Raw genomic sequence first — 13,693 nt, forward strand, 5'->3', positions numbered from 1 at the left:
ATTTTTTTCCTGCCCAAACAAAGCCGGAGGCAACTGCCCCAACAGAACGATCCACCGGCTTCGAGAAATTTTCAGGCACTTACAGTATGAGTTTCTAATGTGTGGGCTGTCAATTCACCCGTAGCCTTTGCCTTACGTTCAACAGCGCTGCCCCAACGGCAAACAGCAACATGATCAGCATTCCGTTAATGCGCCGTTGGCCGGGAGATATGAGCGCCTGTCCGGAAATCGGTATGTGGGCGTCGATGGCGCCGCGTGCGTCGATCGCAAGCGCATCGACGATGCGCCCACGCGGATCGACGACGGCCGAGATGCCGTTGTTGGCAGCACGCACCAATGGCAATCCATTTTCCACCGCACGGATCTGGGCCTGCCTGAAATGCTGATACGGACCCGGCGTGTCGCCGAACCACGCATCGTTGGTAACGTTCACAATAAGCTGCGCTGACGCAGCGTCAACTGCCACAAGATCGGGAAAGATCACCTCATAACAGATAAATGGCAGCGCACGGATGCCATCGGGCAGCGTGATGGCGTGGCGCTCATTGCCGGCCGCGAAACTCATCGGCCCGGCAACCAGTTGCTCGATGCCGAAACGCTGGAGCAGATCGGCGAAAGGCAGGTATTCGCCGAACGGCACCAGGTGAACCTTGTCGACGGCGTCAGCGATTTCACCCTTGTCGTCGATCGCCACCACGGAGTTGTAGTAACGGCTGTCGGCATTCGCGGCCGAACCGCCTTCCTCGCGAACGACGCCGGCAATCAGCATCTGGCCGGGTCCGAGCATGTCCCCCAGCGCCGTCAATGCGTCCGGACGCTCGGTGAAGAGGAACGGCACCGAGGTTTCGGGCCACAAGATCAGTTGCGGCTTTTGATGGCCTGGGTCCGGCGCCTTGGCCGAGAGCCCCATCAGGACCGCGAAGATGCGGTCGCGCACCGAGGCATCCCATTTTTCCGACAGGTCAACGGCCGGCTGGACGATGCGGACATCCAGGCTGCGTGAAGCTGGCGGTTCGGGAGCGGCAAGCCTGACATAGCCGAAGCCGACATGGGCGGCGGCGAGCACGACAAACAGTGCCGCGCCGAGGCGCAGATGCCGACGTGCCGCCAGCAGTGCCGGCAATGCGAAGACGAACACCGCGAGCGCGTTCATGCCGATCATGCCCGTCACCGAGACGCTCTGCATCAGCAGCGGCACGGGCATGGCCGCGTAGCCGACGGCATTCCAGGGAAAACCGGTGAACAGGAAATCGCGCAGCCATTCCGCCAGGCCGAAGCCGAAGGCAAGGGCGGCGATGCGGCCAATGTCGTTGCTCCACAGCAGCCGGGCAACGATTGCCGCAAAGCCGTAGAAAAAGGCGAGCATGAAAGGAATGCCGACCACCGCGAAGGGAAGCGCCCAGGCAAAACTGTCGGCCTCGACCAGCAGCGCCGAGCCGATCCACCAGAGGCCGGCGAGGAAATAGCCGAAACCGAACCACCAACCGACGGCGAAAGCCGGCCGCAGGCGCTGGAACAGGCTGCCGGAAGCTTCGCCGGTGGCGCCGTCGAGCAGCCAGACCAGCAGCGGAAACGAGACGAAACAGGCGGCGAAGAAATCGTAAGGCGCCTGCCCAAGCACGGCAAAAGCGCCTGCGAGAAACGCCACGAGCGCACGCCGCCAACCCCAAAGCAGAATTATCCGGCCGGTGAGGCGCTCCATGCATACTTCCGAGTCGCGAATCAGGACACAAGATTTAACAGGCTGCGCTCCGCGCTCCAAACGGCGGATGGGCTGGCTGAGATGCACAGCTTCGGCCCTGCCCTACCGGTGCCAACCCTCGATTTGGACGCCGCCCAGCCGCTCGGCCTCCTCGCGCGGAACCGAACGGATGGTCTGCGTGAAGGTCCAGACATGGCCTTCGGGGTCGCGTGCACGATACTGGCGCTCGGCGTAGAACTGATCCGCCGGCTCCTGGATTATATCAGCGTCGACCGCCCGCGCCTGCTCGCAATGCGCATCCAGGCCGCGCTTCAGCCTGACATAGATCGACTGCGTGTTCTTGCCCAAGACCGAAGCCGGGCTGGCAACATAATCGCTCCATTCGGAATCTACGATGATGTAGCTGTCGCCGAATCGCATCTCTGCATGGACGAGTTTCCCTCGGCATCGCTGACCACCATGCTGCGCGCGAAGCCTAAGGCTGCTTCCAGCCAGTCCAGCGCGGCACGAGGGTCCTTATAGAAAACACCGGACCCCAGACTTGGATGCTTGAAGGGGTCCTCGACCGCCATCCCTAAGCGCCTGGATTCTGGTTTTGCCGCATGATGTTCATTCGAAAAGTCTGCAACTTTTCGGCATCATGCTTAAGCCCTGGTTTTGCCGCATGATGTTCATCCAAAAAGTCTGCAACTTTTCGGCATCATGCTTACGCCTGTTCGGTGCGCGCGGTGGCGCGCCGGCGGCGCTCACCCTTCTGGCTCTGCACGATGCGCACGCGCTTGACGCGGCGCGGATCGGCGTCGAGGACGTGGAACTCGAAGCCGGGTATGGCCTGCACCACCTCGCCGCGGGCCGGAACACGGCCAAGCGTGTTGAAAATCATGCCGCCGATCGTGTCGACATATTCGCCATGTTCACCGGCGGCGAAATCCCCGCCGATCATCTTGGCGACGTCGTCGATCTCGGCCTTGCCGTCGACGATGAACACGCCGTCGCCGCTCTGGGTGATCATCGGCTCGTCGTCGTCATGCTCGTCCTCGATGTCGCCGACCACCATCTCGACGATGTCTTCCAGCGAGGCGAGGCCGTCGGTGCCGCCATATTCGTCGATGACCAGCGCCATCTGGGTGCGCGTCGTCTGCATGCGGCCCATCAGGTCGGAGGCAAGCATCGACGGCGGCACGAACAGCACCGGCCGGATCAGATTGAGGTCGCCAATGGTGCGTGCGAGGTCGACCTGGGCAAGATCGAGAACCGTGGCAGCGGGGGTTTTCCTGGTCGTGCGGCCCTTCTTGACGCGCGCGATCTTGGTGATGTGGGCCAGCACGTCACGGATATGGACCATGCCGCGCGGATCATCGAGCGTCTCGGAATAGACCGGCATGCGCGAATGGCCGGATTGTTCGAAAGTGCCCAGGAGATCGCCGAGCGTCGTCGTGATTTCGACCCCCTGAATGTCGGCGCGCGGTACCATGACGTCCTCGACGCGCACTTCGCGCAGCCGCAGGATGTTGTTGAGCATGGCGCGTTCGCCGGGCGAGAAGGCGCCGGCATCGCTCGTCGTCTCGGCTAGCGCGCCGGCAATTTCCTCACGCAGGCTGGTTCCGTTGCGTTGCCTGAACAGGCCCAGAACGCGGTCGAACATTGAGGGACCGGCAGGCAACGTCTCGCTGGCAGCGCTGGCAGCGCTGCCAGCACCGGCAGCAGCAGAGGTACTGCTAGCGCCAGACGTAACGGTACTCGGACTTGATCCCTCTTCCGACGTGTCGGAAGCCTTGTTCGCACTGCCGGCGTCGGGGCGGGCGGCAGTCTCTGGTTTGTCGTTCATCGTCGTCCGGTCAATTGATCAGATGTAGTTACGCGTAGGGGTCGGGAATGGCAAGCCTTGCAAGCGCCGCGCGTTCGACGGCTTCCATCGCCTCGGCCTCGGCCTCGGTCTCGTGATCGTAGCCCAGCAAATGCAGCAGGCCGTGGATGACGAGATGGGTGATATGGTTCTCGACCGGCTTGTCTTCCAGTGCCGCTTCATGGGCGACCGTTTCGGCGGCCAGCACGATGTCGCCCAGCATCGGCGGCAACGGACCGCCTTGCGCAAACGGAAAAGCCGGGAAAGACAAGACGTTGGTCGGCTTGTCCTTGCCGCGCCAGCCGGCATTGAGGAGCTGGACATGGGCGTCGTCGGTAAAAACGAGGCTGAGTTCGGAACGGCCCGCCACGCCGGTTTCGGCAAAAGCCGCCTTGACCGCGCCATCGACCAGCCGCGTCAGGCTTACCTCGTCGGGCCAGTTGCCCGCCTCAACCGATATGTCGATGTCGACGGGAACATTCCCGTCGCCGGATATTATGTCCTCAGGCATGAAGCCGCATCGTCAACATCAATTCTCGGCGCCGAGGCCGCGCGCCAGCTTGGCGTCCCGGTCGTAGGCCCTGACGATTTCCGCCACCAGTGGATGGCGGACCACATCGCCGTCGTTGAAGCGCACGGTGACCGCGCCCGCCACACCGTCCAGCACGCGCAAGGCTTCGACCAGGCCCGATTTGGTGTTGGAGGGAAGGTCGATCTGGGTCGGGTCGCCGGTGACGATCATGCGCGAATTTTCGCCCAGACGCGTCAGGAACATCTTCATCTGCATCGGCGTGGTGTTCTGCGCCTCGTCGAGGATGACGGCGGCATGCGCCAGCGTGCGGCCGCGCATGAAGGCGAGCGGCGCGATCTCGATCACTTCGGCGGCAATGGCGCGCTCAACCTTGTCGGCGGGCATCATGTCGTAGAGCGCATCATAGAGCGGCCGCAGATAGGGATCGACCTTCTCCTTCATGTCGCCGGGCAGGAAGCCCAGCCGTTCGCCGGCCTCGACCGCAGGCCGCGAGAGAATGATGCGCTCGACCATGCCGCGCTCGAGCAGCATCGCCGCATGCGCCACCGCCAGATAGGTCTTGCCGGTGCCGGCCGGGCCGATGCCGAACACCAGTTCCGACCGTTCCAGCGCCCGCATATAGGCGTCCTGGTTGAGTGAACGGGCATAGATCGTCTTCTTGCGGGTGGCGATCTGGGCGGCGGAAACCTTGCCCTTACGCTCCAGCGTCGGCAGGGTCAGCTGATCGTCGGCGGCAATCGCCATGCGCACGGCGCCATCGACGTCGGACTGGCCGATATCGACGCCCTTCTGGAGAATGCCGTAGAGATTGTCGAGCGCGCGGCGCGCCTGCTCGGCGGCCGACGCCGAACCCTTGATGGTCAGCTGGTTGCCGCGTGAGCGGATGTCGACGCCAAGCTTCTGCTCCAGCCTGGCGAGGTTTTCGTCGAACTGACCATAAAGGGCGCTGGCAAGCTTGTTGTTGTCGAAAGTCAGAACGATGTGCGCCATGTCAGAAGCCCCAGATGCCGGTACCGGGGGCAGGTTCTTCAGCTCTGCTGCGCTCAACCGTCTCTCCTCATCTGCCGAGACCCTCAGGCCAATTCGGCGAACAGGCTATTGTAGCCCGTCTTCGTGATTCGCACCTGGATAATGTCACCGATTTCGCCGGCCTTTTCATCAACAATAACCGGCTGCAGCCAAGGTGAGCGGCCAACCTTCTGGCCGGCCTGACGGCCGGGCTTCTCGATCAGCGTGTCGATGGTGCTTCCAACGAGGCTCAAGCCGAAATCCTGCTGCTGCTTCACAAGCAGAGCCTGCAGCCGCTGCAAGCGCTCGTCCTTGACCGTTTCGGGCACATGATCGGACATTTCGGCGCCCGGCGTGCCGGGGCGCGGCGAATATTTGAACGAGAAGGCCGAGGCGTAATTCACCTGACGCACCAACTCCATCGTCGCCTCGAAATCCGCTTCTGTCTCGCCGGGGAAGCCAACGATGAAGTCGCCGGAGAGCGCGATGTCAGGCCGCGCGGCACGGATACGGTCGAGCAGCGCCAGATAATCCCTCGCCGTGTGCCGGCGATTCATCGCCTTGAGGATGCGGTCGGAGCCGGATTGCACCGGAAGATGCAGATAGGGCATCAACGCCGGCAGATCGCGATGGGCCGCTATCAGTTCGTCATCCATGTCGCGCGGGTGGCTGGTGGTGTAGCGCAGACGCGCCAGCCCGGGGATTTCGGCCAGCCTGAAGAGCAGGCGGCCAAGGCCCCACTCCTCGGTCTTGCCCCCTTTGGCCTCGCCCCGGCCATGCCAGGCATTGACGTTCTGGCCAAGCAGCGTCACTTCGCGCACGCCGGCTTCGGCCAGGCGCTCAGCCTCCGCGACAATCTGCGCCACCGGCCGGGAGACTTCGGAGCCCCTTGTGTAGGGCACAACGCAGAAGGTGCAGAACTTGTCGCAGCCTTCCTGCACGGTGAGGAAGGCGGTGACGCCGCGCTTGATGACCTCGGCGCGCTTGGGCTGCGGCAGATGCTCGAACTTGTCCTCGATGGCGTAGTCGGTCTCGACGATCTTTTCGCCGCCGCGCACCCGCGCCAGCACGTCCGGGAGCCGGTGATAGGTCTGCGGACCGATGACCAGGTCGACGGCAGGCGAACGGCGGATGATCTCGGCGCCTTCGGCCTGCGCCACGCAGCCGGCGACGCCGACCAGCATCTCACGGCCGGCCAGGGCACGCTCGGCTTTCATGTCGCGGATACGGCCGAGCTCGGAATAGACCTTTTCGGCCGCCTTCTCCCTGATATGACAGGTGTTCAGCAACACCAGGTCGGCCTCGCCAATGGCATCGGTCGCGGAATAGCCGTCGGCAGCCAGCGCATCGGCCATACGCTGTGAATCATAGACATTCATCTGGCAGCCATAGGTCTTGATGAAGACTTTTCTCGCTGCCGCGGGAAGCACCGCCGGCTGTCCAGCCGTAGTGCCGATGTCGTCGCTTTCTATCGTGTTCAAGTCCATAAGGCGGCTTCTAACGCCTTTCCGTGACAAAAAACAGACGATTCTCGGCGCGCCAGCAAGGGCATGCCGGAGCTACCGGCTCGGCCGCGGGTCGGCAAGCGCCGCCTGCATCATCTCACGCACCTGGCTTTCCATCAGTTTCGACGTCTCCTTGCGGTTCGAAGCCTTGGAAAAGGCGATTGCCTCGCCGAAATGCACCTCGACGTCGAGCGCGCCCTCAGCGAGCAATACCTTGAGATGCGGCATCAGATCCTCATCGCCGATCCAGGCGGCAAGCGGGCGATGCCGGCGGCCGAGCGGCACGCCGTGCAGACGCGTATAGGCGATCGCCACCGGCTGGATGAACACCTGTTCCGCCGCGCCTTCGGAAATCGCCATCGAGGCGGCGCCGAACAGCGTGCTCTTGAACGGCAGGACCATATTGCCGTCGCCGGTCGAGCCCTCGGCAAACAGCACCATCGCATCGCCCTTGGCCATGCGGCTGGCAATCTCGCTTGCCTGGTCGCCCGACGATCGCTTGCGCTCGCGCTCGATGAACACGGTGCGCTGCAGCTTCGACAGCATGCCGATCAGCGGCCAGCCTTCCATATCCGCCCTGGCGATGAACTTTACGTCGGCAAAAGAGCCGAGCACCATGATGTCGGTCCAGGAGATGTGATTGGACGCAACCAGCAGCGGGCGCTTGTCGGACAGCGTTCCCTTGACATGGATGCGCATGCCGAGCGCCCTGACGATCAGCCTGTGCCAGATCTTGAGGATGAAGGTTTCCGGCCACCAGCCGGTCTTCATCGACAGGATCTGTAACGGCACGAGGACCAGCGAACCGGCGACAACGAGGCCCAGCGCCAGGAAAATCCTGATTTTCTTGATCATCGCCTCATCCCGGCCGTGTCGCTAGCGAAGATCGCGGCGCATGACAAGCGCGCCGGTCGGTCCGTGTTCGGCCGATCTGTAGTAATTCGGCCGCTTGCCGACCTCATGGAAGCCCAGCCGACGATAAAGCGCGATCGCCGCGACATTGGTCTCATCGACCTCGAGGAACAGCGCTTCGGCGCGCTGCGCGTGCAGTTCGCGCAACACCGCGTCCATCAATTGCCAGCCCAACCCCTGGCGACGATGCGATCGCGCCACCGCGACGGTCAGGATCTCGCCCTCGCCTGCCGCAAGCCTCGCCAGCACGAAGCCGACGGGCGGCTTGGAGCCCTGCCCGGTTTCGCGCGCGGCATAGCCGAACACGGTGTCCTGTTCGAGCAGGGCGGCGAATTCGCCATCGGTCCAGGGGCGGACAAAGTCCTCGCGATGCAGCAGCGAGACCGCCGGACTGTCGGCGATCCTCAGCGGCTCGAGCGCGTAGTCCCGGCGGCGTGGTTGGAGAAAAGGTATGCGCATTTATCTTTCTTGCCTTGATAGAATAAAGCCAGCCTGCGGCTTGGCGTCGGCGCCGCGCATATAGAGTGGTTTCGGCCGTTCGCCTGCGCCCTTGGCGGCAGCCAGGCGGGCGTAGGTGACAATGTCGGCGGTGGCTGTCCGAGGGCCGACATCAAATTCGCGCCCGGCCGATGCGCTGATGAGCGCTGCCGCGGTGCCGGCAAGCACCGGAGACGTTTCCATCGCCATGGCCACCACGTCAGCCAGCGTGGCCACGGCCGGACCGTAAGCCAAGGCTGACGTTTCGTCGTAAAAGGCCGCGTGGATCTCCTCACGGCCGGCATCGAGCGCCGCCAGCACGGCGCGACCGGGAAATGCGGCTGCTGCTTCGGCGGCCAGCGCCTCCAGGGTCGTCACCCCGATCGCCGGTATCTTCAGCGCCAGCGCCAGGCCACGCGCGGTCGAGACGCCGACCCGCAGACCGGTGAAGGAACCGGGGCCGACAGAGACAGCAATGGCGCCAAGACCGGCATAGTCGGTTGCGCTTGCCTCCAGCGCTTCGGCTGTGACCGCCATCAGGTGCTCGGCATGGCCCTTGCCGAGATCGAGCACCGAGCGGCCAAGCTCCCGCTTCGCCACAGCATCATAGACGCAAGCGGCGCAAAGGTTGGCGGCACAGTCGATGGCAAGCAATTTCATGAGGCAACCGGTTCGAAAAACAATTCCCTGTGCCCGCCACGGCCCGCCACCGCAAGGGGATAGTGCATAATTCGTTAAACGGCTTCGCTGGTAGACTATGCGGCCTGTTCGATGCGCAGCATGTGGTTGTCCCAGACATAGTCCGGTTCGGAGCGTGTCGCGCCGCTGCCCTCGACGATCTCGCCGGCGCCGGTGGTGGCCATGAAGCCGGTTCCATCGGGGGCCACGCCGCAGACCTCGACCAACGCGCTGTTCGCAACGACCCGGCCGCTGGCCGCATCGATCACGACAAGCGAGTTGCCTTCCGGCGAGGAAACGGCGACGGTTCCGGCAGCCCGATTGGCCGCGACCGAGCCTATGTAGTTGCGGAAGCCGGACAAAACGTCCTGCGGCATGTCGAGCAACTGCAGATCCTTGCCGCGCGCGGCGCGACCGACCAGCAATGGACGATCGCTGCCCGGTCCCCGGTACTGGCAGCCGAACCAGACGGTTCCGGCCGGATCGGTGTCCATGTGGCGGATCGACAGCTGATGCAGTGCGGCCGGCAATTCGTGTTTCTCGATGACATAGCCGGTGACGCGGTCGATCAGCACATAGGACGGCTTCATGGTGGCGATGTTGAGCTCGGCGCGGCCGTAGTCCGGATGAGTCTCGATGCCGCCATTTGCAACCGCAATCGTCCTGCCGTCGCCCAGGAGCAGAAGCTCGTGCGGACCCATGCCATAGGTCGGGAACTCACTGATGCGGCTGAATTTCGCCCGCGCATCATAGACGCCGACGACGCCGGCGGCGTTGTCGAAGTCGTTTTCGGTGGCATAGAGCAGCGCACCGTCGGCCGAAAACACGCCATGGCCGAAGAAATGCCGGCCGGCGATGCTGGCGATCGTCAGCGGCGCGTCACGGCCCGAGTGATCGAAAACCACGGCGAAGGTGCCGGGCTGACGCGCGAAGACCACCGAGCGTTTCGATATGGGATCGAAGGTGACATCGTGGCCGCGATCGGGCAGGTCGATCGCATGCAGGACCTTGCCGGCCTCGGACAGGACGGCAGCGCCAAAGCTGCCGTCGCGTTTGACGAAAGCCGTGGCGAAGACGGCGTCGGCCGCAAGCGTCTTTGCCCAGGCCGACGGCGCCATCGCCGCGGCAAAGCCGATACCCGCAGCCCTCAGGAAATCGCGGCGATCGATGAGGGAGGTTTTCAAGAGACTATCCTCCCCTGCACTGGCTCGCTCCAGGACACGGTGATTATTACGGATCGGAGCTGACGCTTGGCACCTACCGATTCTTGGAATGATCCATCGCAGACATTGGAAGTTAGCCGAAGCCTCCGGAACTTCGTCATCCACGGGCGGAGCAGGAGCGAAGCTCCGTCGCGGAGACCCGAGGATCCATGCCGTGACCTTGACCGTCGGGTGCAACGGAGCAAAATTCTGGACCGCGGCAGCGCTTTGAAGTCGCGGCATGGATCCCGGGGTCTGCGCTGCGTCGCTTCGCTCCTTGCTTCGCCCCAGGATGACGAAGCTATGGGCGTTTCGGCCAATCTCAAGGTCATGCTCAGTCCCCATCCAGCGACGAGAAGCCTGCGGTCAGGCCGAATTCGGCGGTCAACCTGGTGCCGATCAAGGTCGACAGGCTGGAGGTGATCAGCGCGAAATGATCGAGCTTGTCGCGCAGCGCCGGATCGGCAAGCGTCTTGTCGATTGGACCACTGACCGCCTTGGCGGTGGCGACACCGTTGACCAGCTGGATATGGATCGATTCGGCCATCCAGCGCGCATCGGCCGGCAGAGCGTCACCAAGTTTCGAGGCCTGGAACAGCGTATCGATGCCGGAGAGATTGCCGGCCAGTGACGCGGTGGTGTTTTGCGAGCGCCAGTAGATTGCCTGTTTCGGCTTGTCCGCATCCGGCTTGCCACCGAAAAACCCTTTCAGGCGCACGTCGCGGACCATTTCCAGCTCATTGATGAAGACGCCGACCAGTTCGGTCACCGCTTCATTGCCGTCGCGGTAGAGCGGGTTCTGCGGCCCCGGATTGGCCCAAAGGGCGGCAAAGCCGCCCGGCTTGTTCCAGGCGGCGCTGACCTCGCCGGCCATGCTTTCGATGTTGCCGGCAACAGCAGTGCCATAAGCGCAGCGGTAGGGATCATCCTTGCCGGCAAGTGCATCGGCGCCGTCGCCGTAAAGAACGAATTCGAGCGCGCCCAGCCCCTGCATGGCAACGCTCTTGCCGGCCAGTTGTGCCGGATCGGTCGCGGTCGGATCCTTGGCGGACAGCGCCGCCTGTACCTGTTTCAGGCCGATGCTCTTGCGATCCGGCCAGAACAGCATGCGTTCCAGCCGGTTGTTCTCCTTGATCGGTCCGAAGCCGATGATTTCGGCTGACGACCAGGCATAGACGGTGGCGGAGAATTCGGCGCGTGCGGCATCGAGTTCTCCTTGCGAGGGCGCTTCGCAGAGCTTGTGCATCGCTTTCCTCAAGGCTTCCGCATGCTGATGCAGGCCGGCATAGGCCGGGCGGACGAAGCCATCGATCGCGCGCTGGATGATATCGGAGGCTTTGACCGCCGCCGACGCAGGGACAACGCCCAGCAGAGCCAGCGGAAGAACGAGAAACAATGCAGAACGCTTGAACATCACAGTGACTCCAGGAATTTGAGCAGCGCATTGCGGTCGGCCGCATTGGCTGCGGCAAAGCGGTCGCGCGCTTTCTGTGCCTCGCCGCCATGCCACAGGATCGCCTCGGTCAGGCTGCGCGCGCGCCCGTCATGCAGGAAGAAGGAATTGCCGTTGACCGTCTCGGTCAGGCCGATGCCCCACAGTGGCGGCGTGCGCCATTCATTGCCCGTCGCATCTCCCACGGCCTGGCCATCGGCCAGATCTGGCCCCATGTCGTGCAGCAGGAAGTCGGAATAGGGCCAGATCAGCTGGAAGGCCTGCGCTTTGTTGGGCGTGTCGCGGCGCGTGACAAATTTCGATGTGTGGCAGGCAATGCAGCCCATCTCATAGAAGACCTTCTTGCCTTTGAGAACTTGTGGGGCGTCGAGATCCCGGCGCGCCGGCACGGCCAGGTTCTGCGAATAGAAGGTGACGAGATCCATCACCGGCGGCGGCGCCTCGACCGGGCCAAGACGCTGCTGCACGCCGTTCGGCATGGCGAGGCATTTTGCCTCCGCAGCAGTGCAATCGCCCCAATGCTTCGGCTCTTCGGGCGTCGAGATGCCGATGTCGCCGGCAAAGGCATCCGCTGCCTGCTGGCGGATCGACGCGGTCTGCGCCTTCCAGCCGAAGCGGCCGAGCGTCAGTTCCCCGCTCAAGCCATCGCGCACGATGTTCGGCCTGCCGGAAATGCCGTCGCCGTCCCTGTCGTCCGGATCGGCGTGGGCGAGAATATCAGCCGGCGCGATCTGTTCGATCAGGCCCAGGCCGATCATCGGCGGCGTCAGGCGCGGCGACAGCGTGGTGCGTGGGTCAAGCGGCCCGTAGCCAAGGCCGTCAACCGAATAGCTCGGTTTGCGCAAGGAGATCACTGTGCCGTCCGTCAGCTCCACCTTACGTTCCTGATAGTCGATGTGCATCCTGCCTTCACCGGGCAGGCCGGGCACGGCGAGCTCCTGCAATTGCCTGCCATAGACCGGGTCGGGGAAGTTAGGCACCTCGTGGTCGGCAAGCGCCTCCCTCTCTTGCGCGCTGCTGGCGTCGCGGGCCAGCCGAAGGAACATCGACGTGGTGCCGGCGTCGCCTTGCGGCGGGCGGCCGCGGCCATCCTTCAGATGGCAGTTCTGGCAGGCGCGTTCGTTGAACAGCGGGCCGAGCCCGTCCGAAGCCTGCGTCGAGGATGGCGACGAGACCCAATTCTTGCGGAAAAGGGCATTGCCGAGCTTGAAGTCGCCCTCTTCCTCGAAGGTGATGTTGGCCGAGGATTGCGAGAAGGAATCGCGGCTGACGTCCTTTCGGGACGTGCCGGCGCCACCTTGCATCAGTTCGAACTGCTCTGGCCTGGAAAAATCCGTGGTCGGCCTGGTGACGGCGATGACGCGCGCCTGATCCTTCGCATTGAGGTCGGTGCGCGTGACGGCGAGGCCGGCTGGCTGAATATCACCCGCCATCGCCGAAGAGGTGAGTGCCAACACGAGCATGACATAGTGCCGACGCGCCAATCCGGCTGACGTCTTTGGAAGGGACGGCGAGCCATCGGCCCGCCGCGAGCGGCGCACGAATTCTAGCAGGCGCCGCATTCCCGCATGCCCTTACTCCGCCTCGTCCGCCGATGCGGCGTTGAGCTGGCCGTATTTCTCCTCGCCGATCGAGGCAAGCAGGTCGAGTTGCGTCTCGAGAAAGTCGATGTGGCCCTCCTCGTCGGCGAGCAATTCCTCGAACAGCTTCATCGTCACGTAGTCGCCGGCGTCGTTGCAGATTTCGCGCGAACGCTTGTAAGCGGTACGTGCGTCATATTCGCCGGCAAGGTCGGATTCGAGCACTTCCTTGACGTTCTGCCCGATGCGCAGCGGCGCCACGGACTGCAGGTTCGGATGGCCTTCGAGGAAGATGATGCGGGCGACGAGCTTGTCGGCATGGTGCATCTCCTCGATCGATTCCGCCCGCTCCTTCTTTGCCAGCTTGGCGTATCCCCAGTCCTCAAGCAGACGGAAATGCACCCAGTACTGATTGACGGCCCCGAGTTCCAGAAAAAGGGCCTCGTTAAGCCGCTCGATGATCTGCGGATCGCCTTTCATGAATTCTGCTCCCGTATTGGACGCGCAGGCCTCTGACGCGATCCAGGTGTGAAACGACATCCACGCCGCTCGCCTCCGAGCGGGCGTGGTAATTTTCGGTGACCCGAATGATCGTTTCCACCACATTTGGGAAGCAGCCGCAACAGCGACCGCGCTTTTGCATGGCATGATAGATCTTCGCCGGCACGATCAGCTGCCAGGGATCCTGGTCCAGCAGCCCGACGATCGTCTGCTCGATCTCCTTCTCGGTGATGATATTGCAATGACAAATCAGCATTGGCTTGCTCGGCTGGCTGACGGCGTCTCCCGCGCCGTGTG

General features: G+C 63.4%; 14 protein-coding genes. All 14 read right to left on the minus strand.

The annotated features are described in order from the left end of the window. Nucleotides 1–109: 109 nt before the first annotated feature. Nucleotides 110–1,702: an apolipoprotein N-acyltransferase gene (gene lnt, locus NKI21_RS00385; protein ID WP_128304329.1), complete on the minus strand. Its 1,593-nt coding sequence runs from the start codon at nt 1,700–1,702 to the stop codon at nt 110–112. 102 nt (nt 1,703–1,804) lie between these two features. Beyond that, nucleotides 1,805–2,122 carry a VOC family protein gene (locus NKI21_RS00390; RefSeq protein ID WP_352439657.1) on the minus strand — a complete coding sequence of 106 codons (318 nt, stop codon included), beginning with the start codon at nt 2,120–2,122 and terminating at the stop codon, nt 1,805–1,807. 286 nt (nt 2,123–2,408) lie between these two features. Next, nucleotides 2,409–3,530 carry a hemolysin family protein gene (locus NKI21_RS00395; RefSeq protein ID WP_352461276.1) on the minus strand — a complete coding sequence of 374 codons (1,122 nt, stop codon included), beginning with the start codon at nt 3,528–3,530 and terminating at the stop codon, nt 2,409–2,411. A gap of 28 nt (nt 3,531–3,558) precedes the next feature. Then, on the minus strand, nt 3,559–4,059 hold the full coding sequence (gene ybeY / locus NKI21_RS00400) for an rRNA maturation RNase YbeY (protein WP_023811413.1): 501 nt from the start codon (nt 4,057–4,059) through the stop codon (nt 3,559–3,561). Nucleotides 4,060–4,077: 18 nt separating this feature from the next. Beyond that, the gene (locus tag NKI21_RS00405) at nt 4,078–5,070 is read right to left on the minus strand and encodes a PhoH family protein (RefSeq protein WP_023758127.1); all 993 of its coding nucleotides are present in this window, start codon (nt 5,068–5,070) and stop codon (nt 4,078–4,080) included. Between the two features lie 83 nt (nt 5,071–5,153). After that, nucleotides 5,154–6,575 carry a tRNA (N6-isopentenyl adenosine(37)-C2)-methylthiotransferase MiaB gene (gene miaB, locus NKI21_RS00410; protein WP_023811414.1) on the minus strand — a complete coding sequence of 474 codons (1,422 nt, stop codon included), beginning with the start codon at nt 6,573–6,575 and terminating at the stop codon, nt 5,154–5,156. 72 nt (nt 6,576–6,647) lie between these two features. Next, complete coding sequence (gene olsA / locus NKI21_RS00415) at nt 6,648–7,448, minus strand: lyso-ornithine lipid O-acyltransferase (protein ID WP_352864063.1); 801 nt, start codon at nt 7,446–7,448, stop codon at nt 6,648–6,650. A 21-nt stretch (nt 7,449–7,469) separates the two neighbouring features. Next, on the minus strand, nt 7,470–7,964 hold the full coding sequence (gene rimI / locus NKI21_RS00420; protein ID WP_023811416.1) for a ribosomal protein S18-alanine N-acetyltransferase: 495 nt from the start codon (nt 7,962–7,964) through the stop codon (nt 7,470–7,472). Then, entirely contained in the window at nt 7,965–8,642 is a 678-nt protein-coding gene (gene tsaB / locus NKI21_RS00425; protein ID WP_023811417.1) for a tRNA (adenosine(37)-N6)-threonylcarbamoyltransferase complex dimerization subunit type 1 TsaB, read from the minus strand. Nucleotides 8,643–8,737: 95 nt separating this feature from the next. Then, the gene (locus tag NKI21_RS00430; protein ID WP_352792500.1) at nt 8,738–9,844 is read right to left on the minus strand and encodes a DUF1513 domain-containing protein; all 1,107 of its coding nucleotides are present in this window, start codon (nt 9,842–9,844) and stop codon (nt 8,738–8,740) included. Nucleotides 9,845–10,196: 352 nt separating this feature from the next. Then, nucleotides 10,197–11,276 (minus strand): imelysin family protein, encoded by a 1,080-nt coding sequence (locus tag NKI21_RS00435; protein ID WP_352864068.1) that lies wholly within the window; start codon nt 11,274–11,276, stop codon nt 10,197–10,199. After that, nucleotides 11,276–12,877, minus strand: coding sequence for a di-heme oxidoreductase family protein (locus tag NKI21_RS00440; RefSeq protein WP_352554672.1), 1,602 nt, complete (start codon nt 12,875–12,877; stop codon nt 11,276–11,278). The genes NKI21_RS00435 and NKI21_RS00440 overlap by 1 nt, the downstream gene beginning before the upstream one ends. Nucleotides 12,878–12,889: 12 nt before the next feature. Further along, complete coding sequence (gene bfr, locus NKI21_RS00445) at nt 12,890–13,375, minus strand: bacterioferritin (protein WP_013527914.1); 486 nt, start codon at nt 13,373–13,375, stop codon at nt 12,890–12,892. Beyond that, the gene (locus NKI21_RS00450; protein WP_023811421.1) at nt 13,341–13,652 is read right to left on the minus strand and encodes a (2Fe-2S)-binding protein; all 312 of its coding nucleotides are present in this window, start codon (nt 13,650–13,652) and stop codon (nt 13,341–13,343) included. Before NKI21_RS00450 ends, bfr begins: the two co-directional genes overlap by 35 nt. Nucleotides 13,653–13,693: the final 41 nt, after the last annotated feature.

The sequence above is a fragment of the Mesorhizobium sp. M0715 genome (genome assembly GCF_040320355.1).
Lineage (GTDB): Bacteria > Pseudomonadota > Alphaproteobacteria > Rhizobiales > Rhizobiaceae > Mesorhizobium.

Coding starts and splice junctions, on each gene's coding strand:
- ybeY (WP_023811413.1), bottom strand. CDS start 4,059: ATGCCTGAGGACATAATATCCGGCGACGGGAATGTTCCCGTCGACATC.
- NKI21_RS00450 (WP_023811421.1), bottom strand. CDS start 13,652: ATGCTGATTTGTCATTGCAATATCATCACCGAGAAGGAGATCGAGCAG.
- NKI21_RS00435 (WP_352864068.1), bottom strand. CDS start 11,276: ATGTTCAAGCGTTCTGCATTGTTTCTCGTTCTTCCGCTGGCTCTGCTG.
- tsaB (WP_023811417.1), bottom strand. CDS start 8,642: ATGAAATTGCTTGCCATCGACTGTGCCGCCAACCTTTGCGCCGCTTGC.
- NKI21_RS00440 (WP_352554672.1), bottom strand. CDS start 12,877: ATGCGGCGCCTGCTAGAATTCGTGCGCCGCTCGCGGCGGGCCGATGGC.
- olsA (WP_352864063.1), bottom strand. CDS start 7,448: ATGATCAAGAAAATCAGGATTTTCCTGGCGCTGGGCCTCGTTGTCGCC.
- NKI21_RS00405 (WP_023758127.1), bottom strand. CDS start 5,070: ATGGCGCACATCGTTCTGACTTTCGACAACAACAAGCTTGCCAGCGCC.
- NKI21_RS00390 (WP_352439657.1), bottom strand. CDS start 2,122: ATGCGATTCGGCGACAGCTACATCATCGTAGATTCCGAATGGAGCGAT.
- bfr (WP_013527914.1), bottom strand. CDS start 13,375: ATGAAAGGCGATCCGCAGATCATCGAGCGGCTTAACGAGGCCCTTTTT.
- lnt (WP_128304329.1), bottom strand. CDS start 1,702: ATGGAGCGCCTCACCGGCCGGATAATTCTGCTTTGGGGTTGGCGGCGT.
- miaB (WP_023811414.1), bottom strand. CDS start 6,575: ATGGACTTGAACACGATAGAAAGCGACGACATCGGCACTACGGCTGGA.
- NKI21_RS00395 (WP_352461276.1), bottom strand. CDS start 3,530: ATGAACGACAAACCAGAGACTGCCGCCCGCCCCGACGCCGGCAGTGCG.
- rimI (WP_023811416.1), bottom strand. CDS start 7,964: ATGCGCATACCTTTTCTCCAACCACGCCGCCGGGACTACGCGCTCGAG.